23 protein-coding genes are annotated in these 24,740 nt (G+C 74.2%); 11 read left to right on the top strand and 12 right to left on the bottom strand.

What is annotated here, in order from left to right:
* Nucleotides 1-121 precede the first annotated feature (121 nt).
* Entirely contained in the window at nt 122-1,975 is a 1,854-nt protein-coding gene (locus ABZ714_RS30280; RefSeq protein WP_358828557.1) for an AMP-binding protein, read from the top strand.
* 330 nt (nt 1,976-2,305) lie between these two features.
* On the opposite strand, the gene ABZ714_RS30275 is transcribed toward ABZ714_RS30280, so the two are convergent.
* Together ABZ714_RS30275 and ABZ714_RS30270 are read right to left on the bottom strand one after the other, a co-directional pair.
* On the bottom strand, nt 2,306-3,988 hold the full coding sequence (locus tag ABZ714_RS30275; protein WP_358828556.1) for a GNAT family N-acetyltransferase: 1,683 nt from the start codon (nt 3,986-3,988) through the stop codon (nt 2,306-2,308).
* Between the two features lie 81 nt (nt 3,989-4,069).
* Nucleotides 4,070-5,218, bottom strand: a complete 1,149-nt coding sequence (locus ABZ714_RS30270) for a glycerate kinase (RefSeq protein WP_358828555.1) — start codon at nt 5,216-5,218, stop codon at nt 4,070-4,072.
* 291 nt (nt 5,219-5,509) lie between these two features.
* On the opposite strand from ABZ714_RS30270, the gene ABZ714_RS30265 reads away from it, so the two are divergent.
* From ABZ714_RS30265 to ABZ714_RS30255, 3 genes are all read left to right on the top strand, one after another.
* Nucleotides 5,510-6,016 (top strand): NUDIX hydrolase, encoded by a 507-nt coding sequence (locus ABZ714_RS30265; protein WP_358828554.1) that lies wholly within the window; start codon nt 5,510-5,512, stop codon nt 6,014-6,016.
* Between the two features lie 160 nt (nt 6,017-6,176).
* The gene (locus tag ABZ714_RS30260; RefSeq protein ID WP_358828553.1) at nt 6,177-6,776 is read left to right on the top strand and encodes a DUF6506 family protein; all 600 of its coding nucleotides are present in this window, start codon (nt 6,177-6,179) and stop codon (nt 6,774-6,776) included.
* Between the two features lie 122 nt (nt 6,777-6,898).
* Nucleotides 6,899-7,636 carry a Sir2 family NAD-dependent protein deacetylase gene (locus ABZ714_RS30255; protein ID WP_358828552.1) on the top strand — a complete coding sequence of 246 codons (738 nt, stop codon included), beginning with the start codon at nt 6,899-6,901 and terminating at the stop codon, nt 7,634-7,636.
* A gap of 87 nt (nt 7,637-7,723) precedes the next feature.
* On the opposite strand, the gene ABZ714_RS30250 is transcribed toward ABZ714_RS30255, so the two are convergent.
* Complete coding sequence (locus tag ABZ714_RS30250; protein WP_358828551.1) at nt 7,724-8,206, bottom strand: hypothetical protein; 483 nt, start codon at nt 8,204-8,206, stop codon at nt 7,724-7,726.
* Nucleotides 8,207-8,399: 193 nt separating this feature from the next.
* On the opposite strand from ABZ714_RS30250, the gene ABZ714_RS30245 reads away from it, so the two are divergent.
* A complete protein-coding gene (locus ABZ714_RS30245; protein WP_358828550.1) occupies nt 8,400-8,762 on the top strand; it encodes a hypothetical protein in 363 nt (120 codons plus the stop codon).
* Here the strand turns inward: ABZ714_RS30245 and ABZ714_RS30240 are convergent.
* From ABZ714_RS30240 to ABZ714_RS30220, 5 genes are all read right to left on the bottom strand, one after another.
* On the bottom strand, nt 8,759-9,313 hold the full coding sequence (locus ABZ714_RS30240) for a methylated-DNA--[protein]-cysteine S-methyltransferase (protein WP_358828549.1): 555 nt from the start codon (nt 9,311-9,313) through the stop codon (nt 8,759-8,761). The two genes, ABZ714_RS30245 and ABZ714_RS30240, sit on opposite strands and share 4 nt — an antisense overlap.
* Nucleotides 9,310-10,833 (bottom strand): AlkA N-terminal domain-containing protein, encoded by a 1,524-nt coding sequence (locus tag ABZ714_RS30235; protein WP_358828548.1) that lies wholly within the window; start codon nt 10,831-10,833, stop codon nt 9,310-9,312. Before ABZ714_RS30235 ends, ABZ714_RS30240 begins: the two co-directional genes overlap by 4 nt.
* A 491-nt stretch (nt 10,834-11,324) precedes the next feature.
* Nucleotides 11,325-11,858 (bottom strand): O-acetyl-ADP-ribose deacetylase, encoded by a 534-nt coding sequence (locus ABZ714_RS30230; protein WP_358828547.1) that lies wholly within the window; start codon nt 11,856-11,858, stop codon nt 11,325-11,327.
* Between the two features lie 108 nt (nt 11,859-11,966).
* Nucleotides 11,967-13,388: an NAD(P)/FAD-dependent oxidoreductase gene (locus ABZ714_RS30225; RefSeq protein ID WP_358828546.1), complete on the bottom strand. Its 1,422-nt coding sequence runs from the start codon at nt 13,386-13,388 to the stop codon at nt 11,967-11,969.
* Nucleotides 13,389-13,914: 526 nt separating this feature from the next.
* The gene (locus ABZ714_RS30220; protein ID WP_358828545.1) at nt 13,915-14,736 is read right to left on the bottom strand and encodes an inositol monophosphatase family protein; all 822 of its coding nucleotides are present in this window, start codon (nt 14,734-14,736) and stop codon (nt 13,915-13,917) included.
* A gap of 156 nt (nt 14,737-14,892) precedes the next feature.
* Between ABZ714_RS30220 and ABZ714_RS30215 the strand changes: the two genes are divergently transcribed.
* Nucleotides 14,893-15,414, top strand: a complete 522-nt coding sequence (locus ABZ714_RS30215) for an AAA family ATPase (RefSeq protein WP_358828544.1) — start codon at nt 14,893-14,895, stop codon at nt 15,412-15,414.
* Nucleotides 15,415-15,537: 123 nt separating this feature from the next.
* On the top strand, nt 15,538-16,602 hold the full coding sequence (locus ABZ714_RS30210; RefSeq protein WP_358828543.1) for a lipoate--protein ligase family protein: 1,065 nt from the start codon (nt 15,538-15,540) through the stop codon (nt 16,600-16,602).
* A gap of 337 nt (nt 16,603-16,939) precedes the next feature.
* Here ABZ714_RS30210 and aztA read toward each other — a convergent pair whose 3' ends face one another.
* Complete coding sequence (gene aztA, locus ABZ714_RS30205; protein ID WP_358828542.1) at nt 16,940-17,680, bottom strand: zinc ABC transporter ATP-binding protein AztA; 741 nt, start codon at nt 17,678-17,680, stop codon at nt 16,940-16,942.
* 14 nt (nt 17,681-17,694) lie between these two features.
* On the opposite strand from aztA, the gene aztB reads away from it, so the two are divergent.
* The 4 genes from aztB (at nt 17,695) to aztD (ending at nt 22,162) form a co-directional block, all read left to right on the top strand.
* Nucleotides 17,695-18,576, top strand: a complete 882-nt coding sequence (gene aztB / locus ABZ714_RS30200; protein ID WP_358828541.1) for a zinc ABC transporter permease AztB — start codon at nt 17,695-17,697, stop codon at nt 18,574-18,576.
* Nucleotides 18,573-19,811, top strand: a complete 1,239-nt coding sequence (locus ABZ714_RS30195) for a hypothetical protein (RefSeq protein ID WP_358828540.1) — start codon at nt 18,573-18,575, stop codon at nt 19,809-19,811. The genes aztB and ABZ714_RS30195 overlap by 4 nt, the downstream gene beginning before the upstream one ends.
* On the top strand, nt 19,808-20,782 hold the full coding sequence (aztC, locus tag ABZ714_RS30190) for a zinc ABC transporter substrate-binding protein AztC (RefSeq protein WP_358828539.1): 975 nt from the start codon (nt 19,808-19,810) through the stop codon (nt 20,780-20,782). Before ABZ714_RS30195 ends, aztC begins: the two co-directional genes overlap by 4 nt.
* Before the next feature lie 174 nt (nt 20,783-20,956).
* The gene (gene aztD, locus ABZ714_RS30185; protein WP_358828538.1) at nt 20,957-22,162 is read left to right on the top strand and encodes a zinc metallochaperone AztD; all 1,206 of its coding nucleotides are present in this window, start codon (nt 20,957-20,959) and stop codon (nt 22,160-22,162) included.
* 122 nt (nt 22,163-22,284) lie between these two features.
* Here the strand turns inward: aztD and ABZ714_RS30180 are convergent, their stop codons facing one another.
* From ABZ714_RS30180 to ABZ714_RS30170, 3 genes are read right to left on the bottom strand one after another with little or no spacing between them, the layout of a single operon-like run.
* Complete coding sequence (locus ABZ714_RS30180) at nt 22,285-23,463, bottom strand: cytochrome P450 (protein ID WP_358828537.1); 1,179 nt, start codon at nt 23,461-23,463, stop codon at nt 22,285-22,287.
* On the bottom strand, nt 23,460-24,431 hold the full coding sequence (locus ABZ714_RS30175) for a methyltransferase (protein ID WP_358828536.1): 972 nt from the start codon (nt 24,429-24,431) through the stop codon (nt 23,460-23,462). Before ABZ714_RS30175 ends, ABZ714_RS30180 begins: the two co-directional genes overlap by 4 nt.
* An 8-nt stretch (nt 24,432-24,439) precedes the next feature.
* The gene (locus tag ABZ714_RS30170) at nt 24,440-24,670 is read right to left on the bottom strand and encodes a hypothetical protein (protein ID WP_358828535.1); all 231 of its coding nucleotides are present in this window, start codon (nt 24,668-24,670) and stop codon (nt 24,440-24,442) included.
* Nucleotides 24,671-24,740: the final 70 nt, after the last annotated feature.

The raw sequence follows: 24,740 nt of genomic DNA, 5'->3' as shown, positions 1-24,740 counted from the left end.
TTCTTAGCGAAGGGCCGGGGCCGGACGCGACGGAGCGTCCGGCCCCGGCCCTTTTGTGCCGGTCCTCTTCGGCCTGTTGCCCTCTCCCGGCGCACCGCTACTTCTGGGACCATCGGCGGTCATGGCAGGGGGAACAGCACTTCACGAACTGTTCGAGAAGGGGGTACGGACCGCCGGGAAGGACCGTACCGCCGTGATCACCGACCGTGTCCGGCTGTCCTACGGGCAGCTGGGCACCCGGGCCGACCGGCTGGCCCGTCATCTCGTCGCGACCGCGGACATCGGGCCCGGTGATCTGGTCGCCGTCCGGACGCTCCGGGCCCCGGATGTGATCGTCGCGGCGCTCGCCGTACTGCGGACCGGGGCCGCCTTCACCGTCGTATCGCCCTCGGCCCGGGAGCCCGCCGAGCTGGCCGGGGCCCGGGCCGTCATCAGCCACCGGATCCACTCCGGCCGCCTCACCTCCACACCCGCCCGCCCGCTGATCCTGCTGGACGGCGACTCGGCCGCGATCGACGCCCGGCCGGGCACCCCGCTCGACCCGCCCGCGGGCACCGACGCGGCGCTGCTGTTCACCGCCGGGACCACGGGCACGCCCCGCGCGGTGCCCGTCTCGCACGCCCGGCTGACCGCCGCGTACGCCGCCTGGGCCGAGGTCTTCCGCCTCGGGACCGACGACCGGGTGCTGGTCACCTCGGCACCCGACACGGCCGCCTTCACCGCCGCCTGGGTCCGGGTGCTGGGCGCGGGCGCGACCCTGGTCCTCGGTACCGGGGAGCCGTACACCGTCGCCGATACGGACCCCGTGACCGCCGACTCCCTCACCTCCGCCCCGAGAGGCCCGCAGGACGGGCTGCGGCTGCTGGTCGTCGGCGGTGAACGGGTCCGGCTCGCCGATCATGTCGCCCTGGAGCGGCGGCTCGCGCCCGGCACCCGGCTGATCGGCCTCTACGGCCCGGCGGAGGTCGCCGGCTGCGGTACCTGGTTCGAGACGGCCCAGCTGACCGGACCGGTACGACGGCCCGAGCGGCCCGCGTACCTGGGGCAGCCGTTCGCCGGGGTCACGGTCGAACTGCGCGGCAAACGGATCTGGCTCACCCCGCCCGACGGCGGCGACGCGATCCCCACCGGCGATCTGGGGCGCCGCGACGGCGACGGGCCGCTGGAGTTCCTGGGCCGGGCCGCCGACCGCTTCACGGCGGGCGGCCGTACGGTCGACCCGTACCGGGTCGAGACCGAGCTGGTCGGCCACCCCGCGATCCGGGACGCCGTGGTCGGCCCGGACGGTTCGGCCGACGGCCGCCCCATCGCCCATATCGTGGCCGAGCCCGGCCACTCCCCCGACGAGACCCTGGTCCGGGCCCATCTGACGAAGACCGTGCACGCGTCGGAGATACCCCGTGCGGTGATACGGATCGCCGCCCTGCCCCGTACGGCGGCGGGCCGCCTCGACCGCACCGCCCTCATCCTCCCGGCACCCCGCCCCGACGGCCCCCGCACCCGGCCCGGCCCCAGTGGCAAGGGCGCCCCCCTGACCCGGGACGAGACCCTGCGGACGGTGGCCGCGCCAGCGATGCTGATCGCCCTGGTGCTGTCGATCTCCCTCACGAACGTCCTGTGGCCCGGCTCCACGGACCTGTCGATCGTCCCCGACCCGTGGGCCTGGTACTTCCGCGGCCTCTACCTCGCCGAGCACCTGGCCTTCGTCGCGGGCGTCGGCTTCCTGATCGCGGGCCGCACCCTGATGCCCCGGGACGCGGCACCCGGCCGGCTGACGGCCCTCGCCCACCTGGCGATCGTCTATCTGCTGGCGTCCTGGTGGCCCCAGGACAACTTCTACCGTCTGGCGGCCAAACAGGACTGGGAGCGCCAGGCCGCGCTGGTCTACGCCTTCAACATCCCTTTGATGCTGGCGGCGGCGGTGGTGGCGCTCTGGGCGTGGTGGGTGGGCTCCCGGGAACGCGAACGGGACTGACGCGGCGCCGCCGGGCGCGGCCCGTACGGGGACGGTCCTGCCCCATGCTGTCGTATGCCGACTACGGCACCGTCGTGGCTTGTCGCGCAGTTCCCCGCCCCTGGTCGCCCTCCTCGTCGCCCTCGCGGCAAGGCGGGTGCACCTTCTCAGGGGCGGTGCTGGGAAGAGCGTTTAGGGGCGCGGGGAACTGCGCGACAAGCCACCCACGGGCCGCAGACCGCGAACAACATCAGGTCGCCGGGCGCGCCCGGGTCGTGGAGCTCGCCCGGAGGGCCGAGACGCTGGGGGCCACCCGGCTGGCGCCGCGGAGAGGGCGAGGACGCTCGGGGGTCAGAGGGTGTGCGCGGCGCACTCCGCGCGGACGAAGGCGTCCACCGCCGCCAGGTGGTCCCGCGTCGGCGCCGCGATCGCCAGGCCCACGTACGGGGCGGGCGCGTACCCGGCGGTGGGGATCGTCGGGACGAGCACCGTGCCGAGCGTCGCGCAGCGTTCCGCGAGCCGGGCCAGGAACGCGATCAGCTCCGCGTCCGGGAGGCGCGCGCCGAGCGGTACGTGGTCGAGGGTGCGGACGAGTCCCCGTTCCGGGCCGCCGCCCGCCTCCGCGAGCCGTCGGCGGATCATGAACGCGACCGAAGGGCCGGTCAGCCGCAGATTGGTCTCGGCCGGGGCGAGCCGCCCGGCCGCGTCCTCGATGTAGTCCACGTCGAACCAGCCCCGGTAGCCCGTCGCGGCCAGCTCCGTACCGACCGCGTGTCCGAAGCGCGTGGCGCGTTCCGCCGTGGCGCCGGTGACGGCTCCGGGGCCGACGGTGGCGCCCCGGTAGGCCGTACCGTCCATGGTCATCGCGGCGACGCCGACGTCGTGGACCGTGCCGGACGCGTCGATCAGCCCGTCGTAGGTGGGGTGGGAGCCGCCGTCGACGTACTCCTCCAGCAGCAGGCCCCGGGGCAGGGTGCGGGGCCGGGGCCGGGCGGTGTGGATCACGGTGCCGGAGCCGCCCGCGCCGTGCTCGGTCTTGGCGACGGTCCGCCGCCCGGCCCGGGCCCTGGCGGCGATCAGCCGGGCGGCGGCCCGGCGGTTCGCGGGGGTCCAGCGTTCGGGCGGCCGGATCCCGGGGTGGCCGGGTGCCAGCCGGGCGAAGAGTTCACGGGAGGCGCGTTTGGATTCGTACCGCAGGACGTCCGGCGGCAGGGCCGTCCCGTCGAGCCGGGCGACGGCCGGGGTACGGCCCCAGGGGACGACGGGGGTGTCGTGCCAGCGCTCGCCGAGGCCGCCCCGGGCGAGCAGGGCGGCCTCGTCGGTCTCGTCGTACAGCTCGACGGTGGACCAGCGCAGCCGCTCGGCGACCAGGCCGAGCCAGCCGTCGGGGATCCGGCCCGGGAGGACGACGGCGGCGGGGTGGAGTCCGGTGAAGGCGGCCAGGCAGGCGTAGTGGTCGGCGGCCTCCCGGCGGGCCGCGCCGCCGCGCCCGGTCGTCGCCGGTGCGAACTGTGCCTGGAACTCGGCGACGTTCCCGAGGTGGACGGCGCGCCGCCCGCCCGCCCAGGCCCGGGCCCAGCCGGGCCGGGCGGGGATCGGCACGGTCAGGGCGGGCAGTGGGGCGCTCTCCGTGCCGGGTACGGGCCGGGCGCCGAGTGCGCGGTAGAACCCGACGGCGTGCGGGTCGGACTCGACGGTCAGCCCGGTGAAGCCGAGTGCCCCGGCCTCCTCGACGGCATGGGCGTACAGGGCGCGGCCGAGCCCGGCCCCCATGGCGTACGGCGCGACGAACAGCAGCCCGATCCGGCCGTGCGGGGGTGTGCCGTCGAGGCAGACGAGCCCGGCGAGTCCGCCGTCGGGCGCCTCGGCGACGGCGATCCGCCGCCGGGGGATGTCGGCGGCGGTGACGGTCAGCTCGTCCCGGCAGGCGGCGATGAAGGCGTCGTCGTATCCCCAGTGGGCTTTGGAGGCGAGGACGAGCGCCGTGGCGGCCCGGGCCTCGGCGTCGGTGGGTCTGGCGGGACGGATCCACACCCTCGGTGTCCTCCTGTCGGTGGTGGAGCGGTGGTGGAGCGGCGGTGGCCGGGACGGGCCCCGGCGAGCGGCGCCGTGGCTTCACGTCAGGTAGTCGCGGGCGATGTCCTCCGCCACCCGCTCCAGGAGCTCGCCCGCGTGTGTCATACAGCGTTCCGGGTCGGGTTCCACGGCGGTGAGGGGGTAGGCCCGGCGGATGCCGGTCCGGGCGAGTTCCTCCGGCGGCAGGGTGAGCTGTCCGCAGACGGCGACCGTCGTGACGCCCCGGGCGCGGGCCGCGGCGGCGACCCCGGCGGGGGCCTTGCCGTACGGGGTCTGGGCGTCGAGGGAGCCCTCACCGGTGACGACGAGGCCGACACCGTCCAGCGCGCGGTCGAAGCCGAGGACGTCGAGCATCACCTCGATACCGGGGCGGAAGACCGCGCCGAGGGCGACGAGGGCGCCGTAGCCGACGCCTCCGGCGGCACCGGCGCCGGGCTCGGCGGACCGTTCGGGGCCGAGGACGTCGGCGTAATGGCTCAGGGCCGCGTCGAGTACGGCGACCTCGGCGGGCCCGGCGCCCTTCTGCGGCCCGTAGACGGCGGCGGCGCCCCGGGGCCCGGTCAGGGGGTTGCCGACATCGCCCGCGAGGACCGGTCCGAGCTCCCGGAGGCGGGGGTCGAGCCCGGTGAGATCCGCGGTGGCGAGATCGGCGAGGGCCGCGCCGCCGGGCGGCAGCGGCGCACCGTCGGCGGCGAGGAACCGGGCGCCGAGGGCCGTGAGCATTCCGGCGCCGCCGTCGGTGCAGGCGCTGCCGCCGACGCCGAGGACGACGTTCCGGGCGCCCGCGTCGAGGGCGGCCCGCAGGACTTCGCCGCAGCCGTGACTGGTCGCCGTCAGCGGGGCGAAGACCCCGGCGGGCAGCAGCCGGAGCCCGGCGGCTTCGGCCAGTTCGACGACGGCGGTGCCGTCCCGCAGGGCGTAGGCGGCGGTGACGGGTTCGCCGAGCGGCCCGGTGACGCGTACCGTACGCCGGTCGAATCCGGCGGCCACCGCCGCCGCGACCGTGCCGTCGCCGCCGTCGGCGACGGGCAGGGACGTGACGTCGAGGCCGCGCCCGGGGACGGCCCGGCGCAGCCCCCGCGTCACCCGTTCGGCGACCTGGGCCGCCGTGAGGGAGCCTTTGAACTTGTCGGTCGCGACGAGCACCCGGGGAGCTCGCCCGGACCGGTTCACCACGCCGTCCGTCACCTTGCGTCCTTTGCCGTCGAACAGGCAGTCGCGCCGGGGCGACCCTATCGGGGCGCCGACGCCGCCGCCCGGTGATGCGGCCGTGACCGGGCGCGCGACGCCGTTTCCGGGTTCGAGGGGGGTACGGATCACCGAACTCGCCCGCCTTGTGGTCCGGCTGACGGTGGAACATGCCCCCGTCACGGCCGGACCGGGCCGGAACGGGAGAATCCGTGAACGCTCGTCCGTGAAATTGCATCGGAACCGGAATCCGGGCCCCGGAACCCCTGGCTCTGCACCTAGGCTGCGGGGGTGACCACGGATCATGACAGCGACAGCGCTTACAGCGCCTATATCGCCACCCTGCCCCGTGTCCTGTCCGCCGCGGGGATACTGCTCCGGGACGAACTGGGCCGACTGCTCGTCGTCGAGCCCAATTACCGCGACGGCTGGGCACTGCCCGGTGGCACGGTCGAATCGGACGGCGGAGAGACGCCGAGGGAGGCGGCCCGGCGCGAGACGCTGGAGGAGATCGGGCTCGACGTGGAACCCGGCAGGCTGCTGGCGGTCGACTGGGTACGCGGCCCGCTTCGGCCACCGATCGTGGCCTATCTGTACGACGGCGGGGTGCTCTCGCCCGAACGGCTGGACGGTATCCGGCTCCAGGAGGACGAACTGCTGTCGTGGCGGCTGATCGACCGCAAGGACGTACCCGACTATCTGCTGCCGCCCCTTGGTCACCGGGTCGCGGCGGCGCTGGACTCGCTGGACTCGGGCTGCGGGGCGGTCGAGTTGGTGGACGGGCATCCGCTGCGCTGAGCGGCTGAGCCTCTGATCCGGGGTCGGCGGGGCGGGAATTCCCGCCCCGCCGTTCGGTGTTGACATCGGTACGGCCCGCGAGAGCCCGGGCCGACGGCATCGAGCCGCGCGGTCCCGGCGGAACTCCACCGGACCGCGATCCGATACGGGGAGGCATGTCATGGCCGGAGACACGGCGATCATCTTCCGTTCCGAGGAGCCGGAGGACTCCGGTACCCCGGAGCCCGCGCCGGTCCGGACCGGGCCCGACGGCGCGGCGACCCATATCCTCACCGCGCCCACCCCGGCCGCCGCCGCGGCCCTGGCCGCCGCGTACGCGGAGCGGGGGACGACCACGGTCGAGCTGTGCGGTGCGACGGGCTATACCTGGGCGGCCGAGGTCGAGGCCGCCGTCCGGGGCCGGGCCCGGGTCGGTACCGTCCTCTTCGGCTTCGATTCCCTGATCGACGTCGCCCGCTACAAGCGGCGTGCGACCGCGGGCGAGGCGCAGCGGGAGCTGTTCCTGTACGTCCAGCCGGGCGCCGACCCGGCGAAGGACCGGTTCGTCCGCCCGGCGGGCCCGAGCACTTCGACGTTCGTCGCCGTGCCGGAGGCTTCGGCCGGGGCGGCGGTCGCGGCCGAGTTCGCGGACTCCGTCCAGCTGATCGAGTTGTACGGCGGCTGGGACGGGGAGTCGGTGGCGGCGGTGATCCGGGCGGTCGAGGAGCGGGTCCCGGTCGGGGTCGCGGTGCACTCCACTCCCCGGCCGGCCGACCGCTGACGACCGGCCACCGGCGGCCGACCGCTCACCGACCGCTGTCGACCGCCGATCGGCCGCGAAACCGGCGGTGGCCTGCGGAAAGTCATTCGCACCGGGCCGGATGGCGTGTCTAGGGTCGTGGTATGACTCTCGTCGCCATGCTCAGCGGTGCCGGTATCTCCACCGACTCCGGGATCCCCGACTACCGGGGGCCGAACGGCCTGTGGAGGCGTGACCCCGAGGCCGAGAAGCTCGTCACGTACGACACCTACATGGCCGATCCGGAGATCCGCCGCCGCTCCTGGCAGATGCGCCGGGCCAATGCCGCGCGCGGCGCCGAGCCCAACGCGGCGCACCGGGCGGTCGCCGAGCTGGAGCGGCGCCCGGGGGTGGCGCTCCGGGTGGTCACCCAGAACGTGGACGGGCTGCACCAGGCCGCGGGCCTGCCGGAGCGCAAGGTCCTCGAACTCCACGGCACCACGCACTCCGTGGTCTGTACGGGCTGTGGGGCCCGGTCCGCGATGGCGGAGGCGCTGGCCCGGGTCGACGCGGGCGAGCCGGATCCGGCCTGCCGGTCGTGCGGCGGGATCCTCAAGTCGGCGACGGTCATGTTCGGCCAGCCGCTCGACTCGGACGTCCTGGGGCGGGCGATGTCGATCGCGAAGGCGTGCGAGATCTTCATCGCGGTCGGCAGCAGCCTCCAGGTTCAGCCCGCGGCGTCGCTGACGGGGATGGCGGCGGAGGCCGGGGCGCGGGTGATCGTGGTGAACGCCGAGCCGACGCCGTACGACGCGATCGCGGACGAGATCGTCCGTGAGCCGATCGGTACGGCGCTGCCCGGGCTGCTGCGCCGGGTGGCCGAGACCGCGGGGGACGTCTGAGCCGGGGGCGGTACGCCGCCGGTACGCCGCCCCGGAGTGTTCGGGCCCTGTTCGCCGGAGCCGCCGGAGGGATCCGGAACGTACCCCTCAGTCGTCCGGGTCCCGGGCCATCCCCGAGGCCCGGGCGATGCCCTCGACCTCCCGCCGGTCCGCCTGGTGTCTGCTCTCCCGGCCGTCGATCCGGTCGCGCAGATCGCGCAGCCGGTCGGGGTCGTCGGCGACATCGGGCGGGACCAGCGACATCACCTCTTTGGCGTGCTCGCCGTCGCCGAGCCGGGCCACGACATGCTCGGCCCGGTCCTCGTGGCCGGGGCGCATCGCCCCGATCAGCCCGATGAGCTGGAGCAGTTCCTGCCGTACGTCGGCGGTGAACAGCTCGCGCTCCTCGTCGTCCAGGCTGAGCCGGGCCGTACCGCCGCCCTGTTCGGCCCAGAGCCGGACGATCTCCATCAGCAGCCGGAACTGGGGCTCGGGCATCCGGGCCCGCAGGGTGTCGACATAGAGCAGATAGCGCCGCAGGGCCAGTTGCTCCGGTTCGTCGCCTCCGCCACGGCCTTCCCCTCTCGCCACCGGTCCACCGACCGGGCCCGTCGGTCCCACGGGTCCGGCCGGGCCCGCGTCCACGGGGGGTGTCTGCCCGGCCGGGCGGTCGCCGACACGGGAGTTCGACGCCGTCCGGCCCGGATCGGACACCCGGGAACCGGCACCGGCCGGAGGGCGTCGTTCCCGGTGGCCGGGGGTTCGGCGGGCGGAGGGGCGCGGGATGTATCTGTCCGGGGACGACTGGTGGCTCGCGCCGTTCGCCGTGATGGTGCTGTGGCTGTTCCTCGGCCCGTTTCTGATGGCCGCCGCGGGCGCCTGGTACGCACACCGTCCGGGGCGCCGGCCCCTGTTGTGGGCGGCCGTCCCGGCGCTGGTCGCGGTGGCCGCGCCGTTTCACGTGCTGGCGCGGTCCGTGGAGTGGGGCCGTCCCGGCGTGTGGGACACCGTGGTCTCGTACCTCGCCGGGTACGTCGGTGTGATCACCGTGCTGCCCTGGCTGGGCGGTTGGGGCCTGACCCGTACGGTGCGGGTGCTGCGCGCCCGCCGGGTGCGAAAGGCGGCCCCGGCGACTCCCCCGGCCTAGAAAAGCGCCTCCGGGGTGTCCGTGCGGCCCGATTCGAAGGCGAGCAGCCGCTGTTTGCGGTCGAGTCCGCCGCCGTAGCCGATGAGATTGCCGGTGGAGCCGATCACCCGGTGGCAGGGGACGATGATGCTGATCGGGTTCTTGCCGTTGGCGAGTCCGACCGCGCGGGAGGCGTTGGGGTTGCCCAGCTCGTCGGCGAGTTCGCCGTAGGTGCGGGTCTCGCCGTAAGGGATGGTCAGCAGCCGCTCCCAGACGCGGCGCTGGAAGTCGGTGCCGCGCAGCCGCAGCGGCAGATCGAACACCGTCAGTTCACCGGCGAAGTAGGCGTCGAGCTGGCGGACGGTGTCCGTGAAGGGCTCCGTGGCGGGCTCGCCGAAGGTCTCCTCGGCGGGGCGGTGGCGCTGCTCGGACATGTACACGCCGCTGAGGACACCACCGGTGGCCACGAGGGTGAGGGGCCCGTACGGGCTGTCCATCACCATGTGCTGTCGGTCGGTTCCGGTCGTGCCGGTCTTCGGGGGCGTGCCGGTGGCGCGGGTCTCGCGGGTCATGCGGGGGCCTTCTCGTCGGTCGGGAGGTGGTTGATGGGATGGTCGTCGGTCGCCCACAGGTACTGGACGGCGTAGGCGCGCCAGGGCCGCCAGGCGGCGGCGTGGGCGGTGAGCGCGGCCGGGGTGGCGGGCAGGCCGAGGCCCGCGGCGGCCCGGCGCGTGCCGAGGTCGGTGGGGAGGAAGGCGTCGGGGTCGCCGAGGGCGCGCATGGCGATCACCTCGACGGTCCAGGGACCGAATCCGGGGAGCGCGGACAGTCCGGCCCTGGCCTCGTCCCAGTCGCTGTCCACGCCGAGGGCGAGCCGCCCGTCGGCGAGGGCGGTGACGAGGGTGGTCAGGGTGGTCCGTCTGCTCCGGGGCAGGGCGAGGGCCTCGGGGTCGAGCCCGGCGAGGGCCTCCGAGGTGGGGAAGAGATGGGTGAGGCCGCCCTCCGGGTCGTCCACGGGGTCGCCGTGGGCGGTGACCAGCCGGGCCGCGTGGGTACGGGCGGCGGCGGTCGACACCTGCTGGCCGAGAACCGCGCGGACGGCGAACTCGGCCGCGTCCACCGTCCTGGGCACCCGCCGCCCGGGAGCCTTCGCCACCAGGGGCCGCAGCAGGGGGTCCGTAGCGAGCTGCTCGTCGACGGCGACCGGGTCGGCGTCGAGGTCGAGAAGCCAGCGGCAGCGGCTGATCGCGATGGTCAGATCGCGGGTGTCGGTGAGCAGAAGCCGGCAGGCGATGTGGTCCGGGCGGGGGGCGAGGGCGACGATTCCGGTGCCGTACGGGAGGCGGAGGGTGCGCCGGTACGCGCCGTCGCGCCACTCCTCGACCCCGGGGACGGCGGTGGCCGCGAGATGTCCGAACAGGTTGTCGGGGTTGAGGGGCGCGCGGAACGGCAGCCGGAGGGTGATCGCCCCGGGGGTGCCGGGTCCGGCGCCGTTCGTGCCGCTCGCGCCGTTCGCACCGCCGGGGCGGCGGGCGGCCCGGGCCCGCAGCTCCCCCGGGGCGAGGGCGAAGACCTCGCGGACGGTGCCGTTGAAGGTACGGATCGAGGAGAATCCGGCGGCGAAGGCGATCTCCGCCATCGGCAGCCCGGTGGTCTCGATCAGTACCCGGGCGGTCTGGGCCCGCTGGGCCCGGGCGAGGGCCAGGGGTCCGGCGCCCAGCTCGGCGCTGAGCTGCCGTTCGATCTGCCGGGTGGAGTACCCGAGCCGGGCCGCGAGCCCCGGTACGCCGTCGCGGTCGACGACCCCGTCCCGGATCAGCCGCATCGCCCGGGCCACGGTGTCGGCCCGCGCGTTCCACTCCGGGGACCCGGGGCTGGTGTCGGGACGGCACCGCTTGCACGCCCGGAACCCGGCCTGCTGGCAGGCGGCGGCGCTGGGGTAGAACGTCATGTTCTCCGGCTTGGGCGGAACGACCGGGCAGCTGGGGCGGCAGTAGATCCTGGTGGTCAGAACGGCGGTGAAGAACCAGCCGTCGAAGCGGGCGTCCTTCGACTGCACGGCGCGTACGCACCGCTCGATGTCGGTGTGCATACGTCCCAGGATCCCCCACGGGGGCGCCTCGGGCTGGCGAGAATCCGACATGGGGGTCGCGCGGGCAATGGGGGGCCAGTGCCCGGCCCACCGGGCGCCGCGCCACCCGGGCCGCGCCCGGCGGCTGATTCATTTTCGCGGTCTGCGGACCGTGGGTGGCTTGTCGCGCGGTTCCCCGCGCCCCTGGTTGCCCTTCTCATCGACTTCGCCAAGAGGCGGGCCTTGCTTTTAGGGGCGCGGGGAACCGCGCGAACGGCCACGACGGCGCCGCGGTCGGCACACGACAGCACCCGGCAGGACGGTCCCCGTACCCCACCCGGAGGCCCAAGGCGCTGGGGGTCCCCCCATCGCCGAAGGCATAGGGGGCGGAACCGCGCGAACGGCCACGACGGCGCCGCGGTCGGCACACGACCGCACCCGGCGGGACCGTCCCCGTTCGGGGTTCGGGCCACACCAGGAGGGCCCTTCAGCGGCGTACCCCGCCCGGAGGGTCAGATCGTCGTCGCCGCGAGGACCGAGAGGAACTCCTCGTACGCGTACTCGTCGAAGAGCACGAAGCGGACCTCCGTCACCGGCGGGTGCGCCGATTCGCGGACCGTGTGGACCGCGATCCGCGCCGCGTCGTCCATCGGCCAGCCGTAGATGCCCGTGGAGATCGCGGGGAAGGCGACCGTCTTCGCGCCCAGCTCGGCCGCCAGCCGCAGTGACTCCCGGTAGCAGGAGGCGAGCAGCCCGCCCCGGTCGTGCTCCCGGGACCAGACGGGCCCGGGGGTGTGGATCACATGGTCCGCCGTCAGCCGCCCCGCGGTCGTCGCCACGGCCTGCCCGGTCTTCAGGCCCTTGCCGTAGTGGGAGGCCCGCAGGGCTCGGCAGGCCGCCAGGATCTCGGGGCCGCCCGCCCGGTGGATCGCCCCGTCCACACCGCCGCCGCCGAGGAGCGAGGTGTTCGCGGGGTTGACGATGACGTCGGCGTGCTGCTCGGTGATGTCACCGCGCACGAGGACGATGGCGGATTGCTGGCTCATGGCGTCATCATCCCACCGGAGACCGGCAGTTCGGCCCCCACCCGGGGCCGGGCGGGCCCGCACAGGGGTCGTACGGCGGCACACGGGGCGTCCGGGCGGCCCATGGCGTCAGCCGGCCGCGCCCGCCGTGCTCCGCAGCCGCCGCCAGACCGCCTTCGCGGCCCAGTGGCCGGACATCCCGTGGACGCCGGGGCCCGGCGGGGTCGCGGACGAACAGAGGAAGACCGCCGGGTGGGCGGTGGCGTACGGGACGCGGGCCAGTTTGGGACGGATGACGGTCTGGAGTCCGGCGAAGGCGCCGCAGGCGATGTCACCGCCGACGTAATTGGCGTTGTGCGCGGCGAGCTGGGGCGGTCCGGCGACGGCCCGGGCGAGGACGAGGTCCCGGAACCCGGGGGCGAACCGTTCGATCTGGCGCTCGACGGCCTCGGTGGCGTCGCCTTCCCAGCGGGCCGGGACGTGTCCGTACGCCCAGAAGACATGCTTGCCCTCGGGAGCGCGGGACGGGTCGACCAGGGTGGGCTGGGAGGTGATCAGGAACGGGGTCTTCGGGTCGCGGCCGGTGACGGCGGCCTGGAGCGCGGCCTCGATCTCCCCGGCGGTCGGGCCGATATGGACCGTACCGGCGGTCCGTGCCTCCTTCGCGGTCCACGGCACCGGCCCCGACAGCGCGTAGTCGATCTTGAAGACGGAGGCGCCGTAGCGGTAGCGGTCGTACGCGCTCCCCAGCCCGGCGATCCTGGCCAGAGCGGTCGGCGAGGTGTCGAAGACGTACGACCGCGCGGGCGGCAGCTCGTCCAGCCGTTTGACCTCGACGCCGGTGTGGATCGTGCCGCCGAGATCGCGGATGTACCCGGCGAGGGCGTCGGAGATCGCCTGTGAGCCGCCGCGCGGCAGGGGCCAGCCGCGTTCGTGCGCGGCGAGCGCGAACATCAGGGCGATCCCGGTGGTGGCGACGCCGGACGTCGAGGCGATCGCGTGCGCGGCGAGCCCCGCGAGCAGCCCGCGCGCCTTGTCGCCCTCGAACCGGCGCATCGTCCAGGTCGCGGGCCGCAGCGCCGAGAGTCCGAACCGGGCGAAGCGGTACGGGTCGCGGGGCAGCCCCTCCCACGGGGTGCGCAGGAAGTCGGCGGCGAGATCGTCCCAGCGGCCCGAGTAGGGCTCGACGAGCCGCCGGTACGCGCCCGCGTCCCTGGGGCCCAGGGACATCGCGCTCTCCCCCACGGACCGGGTGAGCACGGCGGCGGTGCCGTCCGGGAAGGGGTGGGCCAGCGGCAGCTCGGGGTGCAGCCACTCCAGCCCGTAGCGGGCCAGCGGCAGCGCCGAGAAGGCGGGCGAGCCGATCCCGAGGGGGTGGACGGCGGAACACGGGTCGTGCCGGAAGCCGGGGAGTGTCGACTCCTCGGTCCTGGCACCGCCGCCGATGGTGTCCCGGGCCTCGAACACGGCGACGGAGAAACCTCGGCGGGCGAGTTCGGCGGCGGCGGTGAGGCCGTTGGGGCCCGCGCCCACGACGACGGTATCGAGCATCGACGGCACCTTCGGACTCCATTCGTCAGCCGACGGCCAGCGCTGTCCAGGATATTCCGCGAGCGGTACGGGCAGCGGCGCGGGCCCCCGCCGGAGCCGCCGCTTGCCCGGGGCGGAGGAGGTCCTGCCCTGTGCTGTCGTGTGCCGACCGAGGCGCCGTCGTGGCCGTTCGCGCGGTTCCGCCCCCTATGCCTTCGGCAATGGGGGGACCCCCGGCGCCCCGGCCCTCCACCGCATCGCCGAAAGACCCGGGCCGCGCCCGGCGACCTGATGTTGTTCGCGGCCCACACCACCGTCGTCGCCGGTCGCGCGGTTCCCCGCGCCCCTCAATGCTCTTCCCGGCGTCGCCCCTGAGAGGGGCACCCACCCCGCGAAGAGGGACCCGCCTCTTTCCGAGGGCGATCGGAAGGAGCCTGGGGGTCCCCCATGCCGAAGGCATAGGGGGCGGAACCGCGCGAGCAACCCATCGCCGGGGCGCGGTCGGCGCACGACAGCACCGGGCAGAACCTTCCCCGAGCGCCGCGCGCTACGCGCGCAGCGCCTCGTGGACGCGGCGGGCCGTCGCGGCGTCGCGGGCCGCCGTGAAGGGGAGCGCGTTGCCGCCGCCGATCCGGAACGGTTCGCCGTCGAGCGTCAGATGCGCCCCGCCCGCCTCGGTGACCATCAGCAGGCCCGCCGCGTGGTCCCAGGCCGCTTCCCAGGAGAAGGCGACCGCGTCCAGCGCGCCCCGGGCGATGGCGAGGTACTCCAGACCGGCGGAGCCGCAGGGGCGGGGGCGGAAGCCGGGCACGTTCAGGCCGAGGAGGGCGTGCTTCTGCGCGTCGGTGGTGTAGTCGGGGTGGGACATGGCGATGTCGAGGACCGCGTCGGGTCCGGGCGCCCCGGCGCGCAGGGGCGTGCCGTCGAGCCGTGCGCCGCCGCCCCGGGTCGCGGTGGCCAGGATGTCGAGGGCAGGGGCGTACGTCCACGAGGCCAGCAGCTCGCGCCGGTGCGCCAGAGCCACGAGGGTGCAGAAGCCCTCCTCGCCGCGGACGAACTGGCGGGTGCCGTCGACGGGGTCGACGATCCAGACGGGCGCGTCGCCGTTGACGGCTTCGTAGACGGCCGGATCGGCGTGTACGGCCTCCTCGCCGACGACCACGGAGCCGGGCAGCAGCCGGGTCAGGGCCGCGGTGAGGTGCTCTTCGGCCAGCCGGTCGGCGGTGGTGACCAGGTCGTGGGGGCCGCTCTTCTGGACGACCTCGTCGGCGGCCAGCTGCCGGAACCTCGGCATGATCTCGGCGGCCGCGGCCTTGCGGACCGCCTCCTCGACGTCGGACAGGTCTCCGCTGAGAAAGTGATCGATCATATCTCCAGCTAAGCACGTCCGTGCAGACGCCACGCACGCGATCGGCGGTCCGACGTCCGGACTTCGCCGCGAATGGGTCACATGTTCGCCACAGGGCCACCGGGGCGGCGGGGTCCGCGCCCGGTGCCGTGCGGCCCGGCCTTAGGGTCGGGGCGCATGATCGTATGGCTCAACGGAACGCACGGTGCGGGCAAGACGACGACCGCGGCCCTTCTCCAGCCGCTGATCCCGGACTCCCGGATTCTCGACGCCGAGAAGGTCGGCGAGACCTTGATGGACATTCAGCCGGGGCTGCCCTGGCTGGACAATTTCCAGCACTGGCCGCCGTGGCGGCCGCTCGTGGTGGAGACCGCCCGCCGGGTGCTCGACTACACCGGCGGCACGCTGGTGATGCCGATGACCGTCCTGGTCGAGGAGTACTGGCGGGAGATCAGTACGGGCCTGGCCGGGTACGGCGTCCCGGTCCGGCATTTCGTGCTCCACGCCGACCGGGAGACGCTGCGCGGCCGGATCGAGGGGGACCAGGTCCTCGGCCCCTCCCCGTTCCGGATGGAGTATCTGGATCCGTACGCGGAGGCGGCCCGTACCTGGCTGCACGCCGATGCCGAGGTCGTCGACACCACCCGGCTCACGCCGGCCGAGGCGGCGGCGTGGATCGCGAAGGCGGTCAACACCTGAGCCGTACCGCCGGACGCGTCCACCGCTCGCGGGAACAAGGCTCTCCGGGAGACCGTTGATCCCGATGGCAAGGCCCGGTCCGGATTCCGTCCGGGTCCGGCGCGGGAGCGGTGGAGGCGTACGGTGCACGGAGAGTACAAGGTCCCCGGCGGCAAGCTGGTGGTGGTCGATCTCGCGGTCGAGGCCGGGCTGCTGAAGGACGTCCGGGTCAGTGGTGACTTCTTCCTGGAGCCGGACGACGCCATCGAGCGGATCGACACGGCCCTGGAGGGCGCCCCGGCGGATACCGACACGCCGGGTCTGACGGCCCGGATCGACGCGGCGCTGCCCCCGTCGGCGGTGCTCTTCGGGTTCACGGCGGAGTCGGTGGCGATCGCGGTACGCCGGGCGCTGGCGCAGGCCACGGACTGGCGGGACTACGACTGGCAGCTGATCCACGAGCCGCCGCAGTCCCCGGCGCTGCACATGGCGCTGGACGAGGTGATCACGGCCGAGGTGGCGGCCGGGCGCCGCCCGCCGACGCTGCGGGTGTGGCAGTGGGACGCCCCGGCGGTGATCATCGGCAGTTTCCAGTCGCTGCGCAACGAGGTCGACCCCGAGGGCGCGGCCCGGCACGGGGTGACGGTGGTCCGGCGGATCTCCGGCGGCGGCGCCATGTTCGCGGAGCCGCAGAGCACGATCACGTACTCCCTCTCGGTCCCGGATTCGCTGGTCTCGGGCCTGTCGTTCGCCGATTCGTACGCCTATCTCGACGACTGGGTGCTCGGCGCGCTCGGGGATATGGGCATCCGGGCCTGGTACCAGCCGCTGAACGACATCGCGACGGAGATCGGCAAGGTGGCGGGGGCCGCGCAGAAGCGGATGGTCGGCCCGGGCGGCGGGCCCGGCGCGGTGCTGCACCATGTGACGATGGCGTACGACATCGACGCCGACAAGATGACCGAAGTGCTGCGGATCGGGCGGGAGAAGCTCTCCGACAAGGGCACCAGGAGCGCGAAGAAGCGGGTGGACCCGCTGCGGCGGCAGACCGGCCTGCCGCGCGAGACGGTGATCGACCGGATGATCGAATCGTTCCGCGCGCGATACGGCCTGACGGCGGGCGAGGTGACGGACGAGGAGCTGGCCCGGGCCGAGGAACTGGTCCGGACGAAGTTCGGCCATGAGGAGTGGACCACCCGCGTTCCGTAACCACGGCCGGGCGTCCGCGTCCGGTTCGGCCGGCGAGGACCGGATGTCCGCCGCGCCCCGGGCCGCGTAGCCCGGTCCGGCCCCCGAGGCGGCCCGGTTCCGGGATGTGGTCACCGACCGCGAGCCGGACGCGGGTCCGGGTCCGCGACCCGCGTCGCGGCGCCTTATCAGCTCGACGACGGCGGTGGACGCGGGCGCGTCGGTCCGCTGGACGCTCCCCCGGTTCCATGAGCGGTGTGCCGGTGGCACGCAGGCGGTGCCGGATCTCCCGCCGCCGCGCCCGGACCGGGGTTCACGGCCCCGGCCGCCCCTCGTTCCCCCTCCCCTGCCGCCCGTGTCAGAGGGGCTGCCAGAGTTCGGCGAGCGCCGAGGTGGTGAGGACTTCGCCGGGGTCGCCCTGGGCGGCGAGCCGTCCGTCGCGGAGCAGGAGGCAGGCGTCGGCCGAGCGGGCCGCGTCCAGGTCGTGGGTGGCCTGGACGATCGTCACGCCGTCGGCGGCGAGGCCGTCGAGCAGCGTTTGGATCACCCGCCGGGCCCGTGGGTCGAGTCCGGTGGTCGGCTCGTCGAGGAGGAGCAGGTCGGACTCCTGGGCCAGCCCCTGGGCGATCAGCACGCGCTGGCGCTGACCGCCGGACAGCTCGCCGAGCTGACGGTGGGCGAGGTCGCCGACGCCGAGGCGGTCGAGGGCGCCCTCCACCGCGGCACGGTCTTCGCGGGTCAGCCGCCGCCATGGCCCGCGTACGCCCCAGCGTCCCATCTCCACGGTCTGCCGCACGGTCAGCGGCAGACGGTCCCCGACGGCTCCCCGCTGCGGGACGAAAGCGGGCGGCGGCCCCTCGCCGAAGTGCAGCTCCCCCGCTGTCGGGCGGATCACACCGGCCACCACTCCGAGCAGGGTGGACTTCCCGCTGCCGTTCGGCCCCACGAGGGCGGTGACGGCCGACTCCACCATCGAGGCGGTGAGTTGGCGGAGGACGGGGCGGCCGGGATATCCGGCGGACAGCCCCGTCAGACGGACGCGCGGGGCGTCGTCCCGGTGGTGCGCGGATCCGGAGGGTTTATTGAACATGATTTTCATTGTACTGTCTCGCCATGGAGTGGCTGACGGCCCCGTTCGAGGCGGCCTTTGTGCAACGCGCCCTATGGGGCGGAATCCTGGTCTCCGCGATCTGCGCGCCGGCCGGGACGTGGGTGGTGCTGCGGGGGATGGCCTTCCTCGGGGACGCCATGTCCCACGGACTGCTGCCCGGGGTCGCGATTGCCGCGCTCTTCGGCGGAAATCTGCTGGTCGGGGCGGTTGCGAGTGCGGCCGTCATGACAGCCGGAGTCACCGTCCTCGGACGCGCTCCCCGGCTGTCCCAGGACACCGGGGTGGGGCTGCTGTTCGTCGGCATGCTCTCCCTCGGCGTGATCATCGTGTCCCGGTCGCAGTCGTTCGCGGTCGACCTGACGGGCTTTCTGTTCGGGGACGTCCTGGCCGTACGGGAGGGGGACCTGCTCCTGCTGGCGGTCGCGCTGGTGGCGGCGCTGGCCGTCACGGCCCTCGGGCACCGGGCGTTCCTCGCCCTCGCCTTCGACCCGCGCAAGGCGCGGACCCTCGGCCTGCGGCCCCGGCTCGCCCACGCCGTCCTGCTCGGGCTGCTGGGGCTCGCGATCGTCGCCTCGTTCCATATCGTCGGCACGCTCCTGGTACTCGGCCTGCTCATCGCCCCGCCCGCGGCGGCACTGCCCTGGGCGCGCGGCGTGCGGGGGGTGATGGCGCTCGCGGCCCTGCTCGGGGCGGCGGCCACCTTCGCGGGGCTGCTGCTGTCCTGGCACCTGGAAACCGCGGCAGGAGCGACCGTCTCGGCGCTCGCCGTGGCCCTGTTCTTCCTCTCCCACGCGGGCTCCGCCCTGCGCCACCGCCGCCTCCGCCGACACCACGACGCCATCGAGCACAAGCACCCTGAAGGAAGTCTGAGGCGAATACCGTGACCCTCCGAAGAAACGTCACTGCACAGCTCTCGGCCGCTCTGGTGACGGGCGTGCTGCTCATCACGGGCTGTACGCGGAACGGCGAGCGGGCGGACGGCGGCAAGCCCGCTCCGGCGGCGGGCGCGGAGTCCCCCGTACCGCACGGCTATGTCGAGGGCGCGGAGGAAACCGCCGAACCGCAGCCCCGGCTGCTCCTCAACGACCCCGGCAGCGGCGGGAGCCGGGTCCTCGATCTCGTCACCGGCGCGGTGACCGAGACGGCCGCGGTCAAGGACACCGTACGCATCGGAGCCGACGGGCGGTTCGGCTACTTCCACGGCCCCGGCGGTACCCGTGTGCTGGACGGCGGGTCCTGGACGGTCGACCACGGCGACCACGCCCACCACTACCGCGCGGACATCCGCGGCGTCGGCCTGATCCCCGGACGGGAGGACACCCGGGTGCGCGGCGACGCGGCCGTGACCGCGGTGACCGACGGAAACGGCCGGGCCGCCCTGTACGACCGGCCCGGACTGGAGAAGGGCCGGCTCGGGACGCCGCGGGCGCTGCCGGGAACGTTCCGGGGGGCCGTCGTCCCGTACGCCGGGCATCTCGTGACGCTCACCGGGGAGGGCGGAACGGCGCGGCTGGCCGTACTCGACCGGAAGGGCCAGCGGGTCGCCGCTCCCGACGCGGAGTGCCGGGAGCCGGGGGGAGACGCGGTCACCCGGCGCGGAGCGGTGCTGAACTGCGCGGACGGCGCCCTGCTCGTACGGGAGAAGGACGGCGCCTTCTCCGTCGAAAGGATTCCGTACAAGGGGACGGTGCCCGAGCGGGAGCGAGCCGGGGAGTTCCGGTACCGGCCCGGCGGCGACACGCTCACCGCCCTCGCCGAGAGCGGGGCCGTCTGGGTCCTGGACGTCACCGAACGGACCTGGACACGGGTGGAGACCGGACCGGTGCTCGCCGTCAACACGGCCGGGGAGGGCTCCCCGCTGCTCGCGCTCGCACCCGACGGCACGCTGCACGGCTGGGACACCGGAACCGGGAAGAGGGTTGCCCGGACCAAGGCGCTGCTGACCGGGAGACTCCCCGCGGACCGGGCGCCGGTGATCGAGGTCGACCGCAGCCGCGCCTACGTCAACGACCCGCGCGGACGGCGGGTGCTCGAGATCGACTACAACGACGGCCTCCGGGTCGCACGCGCTTTCGCCCTGGACATCGAGCCGGAGCTGATGGCGGAGACCGGACGATGACGAGGACACACACCATGAGGACGGCCCGGCTCGTCCGGCGCGTGGCGGGACCGGCGGCGGCGCTGCTCGCCTTCGGCGCCGCCGCGCTCACCACCGGCTGCGCCCCGCAGGGAGCCCAGCCCCGGATCGTGGTCACCACCAACATCCTCGGTGACATCACCCGCGAGATAGTCGGCGGCGAGGCGGAGGTCACCGTCCTGATGAAACCCAATGCCGACCCCCACTCATTCGGTCTGTCGGCGAAGCAGGCCGCCGAACTGGAGCGGGCCGACCTCGTCGTCTTCAACGGGCTGGGACTCGAGGAGAACGTACTGCGGCACGTGGAAGCCGCCCGGGCCGCCGGGGTCCCCGTCCTCGGCGTCGGCGAGGCCGTCGGGCCACTCACCTTCCGGGCGGACGACGCGGGTGCCCCCGAGGACGGCGAAGGCGAACCCGACCCCCACTTCTGGACCGACCCGGACCGGGTACGCGAAGCCACCGGGCTCATCGCCGACCGGGTGACCGAGCATGTCGACGGGGTGGACTCCGCCGCGATCCGGGCCAACGCCGAGCGCTACGACCGGAGTCTGACCGACCTCACCCGGTGGATGGAGAAGTCCTTCGCCACCATCCCCGAGCACCGGCGCGCCCTGGTGACCAACCATCATGTCTTCGGCTACCTCGCCGACCGGTTCGGATTCCGGGTGATCGGCGCGGTCGTTCCCAGCGGCACCACCCTCGCCTCGCCCAGCTCCGCCGATCTCCGCTCGCTGGCCCTGGCGATGGACAAGGCGGGAGTACGGACCGTGTTCGCGGACTCCTCCCAGCCCAAACGCCTGGCCGAGGTGTTGCGCGGCGAACTCGGAGGGCGGGTCCGGGTGGTGGAGCTGTACTCGGAGTCGCTCACCGCCGCCGGCGGCGGCGCCGACACCTACCTGCGGATGATGCGCGCCAACACCACCGCCATGACCGGCGGGCTGACCGCGGGCTGAACCGCGCCCGCACGCGGCTCGCGTCCGGACGCGGCCCCACACCGCCGACCGTGCCGAGCGGGCAGGCCGTCACCGACCGCCCTCGGGGCCCGCGGACGGCGGGCCCACCCTTCGCCGACGGGCCGCGGGAGCCCGTACGGCTCACTTTCCCCATCGATCAGGAAGAACGCGCCAGTGAAGACATCCATCCGCACAAGAGCCCTCTCGGGAACGGCACTCACCCTCGCGCTGGCGACGGCCCTGACCGCGTGCGGGGGCGGGAACTCCACGTCCTCCGGCGCCGGGCCGGCCACCGGCAGGACGGCCCCCACCACGGGGGCGAAGGTCGGCGATCCCCTGGTCGCGACCTTCGACGGCGGGCTCTACATCCTCGACGGCACAACGCTGAAGCTTGCCGAAACAATCGGAATGCCCGGCTTCAACCGCGTCAACCCCGCCGGGGACGACACCCATGTCATGGTCTCCACCACCCAGGGCTTCCGCGTCCTGAACGCCGCCCGGCCGTCGCTCACCGACATCGTCTACGAGGGCGCCGACCCCGGACACGTCGTCCGGCACGCGGGCAGGACCGTGCTCTTCACCGACGGCACCGGCGAGGTCCGGGTCTTCGACCCGGCCGGGCTCGCCCGCGGCGAGAAGCCCGAGGGGCGCACCTACACCTCCGCCGCACCGCACCACGGTGTCGCCGTCGAACTGAGCGGCGGCCGGCTTCTGACGACCCTGGGCACCGAGGAGAAGAGGACGGGCGCGCTCGTCCTGGACGAGAACGACAAGGAACTGGCCCGCGGCGAGAACTGCCCCGGCGTACACGGCGAGGCCATGGCCCGGGGCGAGGCCGTGGCCCTGGGCTGCGAGGACGGCGTACTGGTCTACAAGGACGGCAGGTTCACCAAGATCCAGGCGCCCGACGCGTACGGGCGGATCGGCAACCAGGCCGGAAGCGACGCCTCCCCGGTCCTGCTGGGCGACTACAAGACCGACCCCGACGCCGAGCGGGAGCGCCCCACGCGGGTGTCCCTCATCGACACGGAGACGTCGAAGCTGCGCCTGCTGGACCTGGGCACGAGCTACTCGTTCCGCTCCCTGGGGCGCGGCCCGGGGGGCGAGGCCCTCGTCCTGGGCACCGACGGTGCCCTGCATGTCATCGACCCCGCGGCCGGCCAGGTCACCGGGAAGATCCCGGTCGTCGGCGCGTGGCAGGAGCCGCTGGACTGGCAGCAGCCCCGGCCCACCCTGTTCGTCCGTGGAAACACGGCGTACGTCTCGGAGCCCGGCCGGAACACCGTGCACGCGGTGGACCTGGAGTCCGGCCGCAAGACCGCCTCGGTGACGCTGCCGAAGAGCACCAACGAACTGTCGGGCGTCGACCGGGGGCACTGACCCGGGCCTCTCCCCCGCCGGCCTCGCGACGGTGTCCCGACGCGAGGCCGGCGCGGAGGCACACCGGGATCCACACCCGGCGCCCGCTCGGTTCGACGCCTGACTGCCCCTCACGCGACCCGCTACCGGGGCGAGTTCGCCCGGGCCGCCGCTTCCCCCGGCGGGCACGCGGTCATCGGCTCCCGGGGGGTGAAGGTGACCGGGAGGGCCCGGGGGCCGCGGAACGTCGGGGCGTAGCCCCAGTCGACCTCGCCGCTCGGGATGTCCAGGGCCAGGTCCGGCAGACGGCCGAACAACGTGGTGATCGCGATCTCCGTCTCCAGCTTCACCAGATGGCTGCCCAGGCAGGCGTGCGGGCCGTGGCCGAGCGCCAGGTGCGGGCGGGCGTCACGGGTGAAGTCGAGGGCGTCGGGGTCCGGGAACCGGTTCGGGTCGCGGTTCGCCGCCGCCAGCGACAGCAGTACCACGTCGCCCTTTCCCACGCGGGCGTCCCCGATCGTCATGTCCTCGCCCGCGTACCGGTACTCCGCCACGTGATCCGGCGAGTCCAGCCGCAGCAATTCGTTGACCGCCTGGGACCAGTCGACGTCACCGCCGAGCAGGGCGGCTCGCCCACCGGGGTCGCCGAGCAGGCGCAGGACGGTGGTACCGAGCAACTGGATCGTGGTGATGTGACCGGCGCCGATCAGCGTCATGACCATCACCTCCAGCTCGTCCCCCGTCAGCGCGCCCGACTCGATGAGCCGCGTCGGCAGGTCGTCCCCCGGGTGGGATCGTTTGTAGGCCGCCAGCCGCCGGACGTAGTCCCACACCTCGGCCAGCCTCACCTCGTCACGCGGCTGCTGGAACTTCCCGCGGTACCACATGTCCAGCACGTCGGCGGCCGGCGCGCGCTCGGCTTCCGGGATGCCGAGCAGATCGTGTACGACGGCGACCGGGAGCTCCCGGGTGTATTCGGCGACGAGGTCCGCGTGCCCCCGCCCGGCGAACGACTCGACGGTGTGCGCGCAGGTCCGGGTGATGCGATCCCGCATCCGGGACACGGCGGCGGGGGTGAACGCCGCGGCGATGAGCCGGCGCAGCCTGGCGTGTTCGGGATCGTCCAGATTGGACAGACCGGGCGGGTGCGGGTCGGGGTTGACCGGGGCGCAGTTGCCCAGGCGGCGGTCCGCCAGGCAGGCGCGGACGTCGTCGTACCGGGTCACCAGCCACGTCCGGCCCGGAACGTGCGGGTCGTCGACGGGGCAGACCGGGTCGTGCTCGCGCAGCCAGGCGTAGCCCGGGTACGGGTCGGCGGTCACGACGGCCGGCTCGCGATCAGCAGCTTCTCCAGCGGGGAAGCGGAGAGCGGCACGGCCCGTGTCTCGGTGAGCCCGGCCTCGCCCAGCCAGGCCGCGAGGTCGGTGTAGCGGTGCACGCCGCCGCCGTGCCCCTGCCACAGGGTCAGGTCGAACATGCCGAGGTAGCCGGCCGCGGCCGGGCCGAGTCCGGCCGGTGGTTCCCGGTCGTGGTCGAGGATGGCGATACTTCCCGTGGGGGAGAGCGATTTCGCCGCGCGCCGGAACAGTTCACGGCACTCCTCGGGGCGGTGGCCGTGCAGCACGTTGAAGAGCAGTACCAGGTCGTGCCCTGAGCCCAGGTCGTCGGTGAGGTAGTCGCCCGCCTGCGCCGTCACCCGGTCCGGCGGGGCGTCCTCGCGCAGGGCCGTGATCGTCTCGGGCAGGTCGAAGACGGTGACCTGGATCTCCGGGCGGCGGCGGCACAGTTCGACGGCGTGGTCGCCGTGGCCGCCCCCGATGTCGAGGACGGTCGCGGCGGGAGGCAGCGCGGCGGCGATGTCGTCGGCCAGGTCCACGGCGGCACCGGCGAGCATCCGGCGCAGGCGGGCCCCGGAGGCGGGGCGCTCGCGCAGCCAGGTGTAGAAGCCTCGGCGGGGCGTGCCGGTACGGATGGTGTCCTCGATGTCGGCCCAGTGCTCGAACAGGACCTCGTGCCAGAACAGCTCGGCGTCCACCGGGCCGGGATGCGCGGCGATCGTGACGCCGTTCTCGCCGTGCCGCAGGTAGCCGAAGGTCACCAGGACGTCGACCAGGCTGCGTACCCCGGCCGGGTCGCCGCCGATCGTGGTGGCCAGTTCCTCGGCGGACAGCGGGCCCGCTTCCAGTGCGGTGAACACCCCGAGCCGGACACCGGCGATCATGGCCCGGTACCCGGCCGCGCCGAGCCGGTCCAGTACCGGAGCCGGGACACCGGAGGATTCTTCGGACATTGGCATGATCATCCACTTCCGGAAAGCGCGCCGGCACCGGTGAGGAAGTCCAGGTGTCTGCGCAGCATTCGCTCGTCGGCCGGGGGGAACCCCACTCCCGCCCCGGCCGCGGCGGCCCAGGTGCGGGAGCAGTCGAACCGCGGGTGCGGGCGGGGGTGTTCGGGCAGGGAGAAGGCGAGCGGGGCGAAGGGCCCGGCCGGGTCGGCGAGCATCCGCTCCCGCCATCGGTGGTACGGCATCACCTCGGCCGGGTGTCCGGCCGAGGTGAGGGCGGTGGGGGGGGGGGGGGGGGGGGGGGGGGCGGCGGGC

The sequence above is a fragment of the Streptomyces sp. NPDC006798 genome, from assembly GCF_040635975.1.
In the GTDB taxonomy this organism is placed as follows: domain Bacteria; phylum Actinomycetota; class Actinomycetes; order Streptomycetales; family Streptomycetaceae; genus Streptomyces.
The sequence above is the reverse complement of the archived record's forward strand: the minus strand, read 5'-3'. Positions and strand labels throughout refer to the sequence as shown.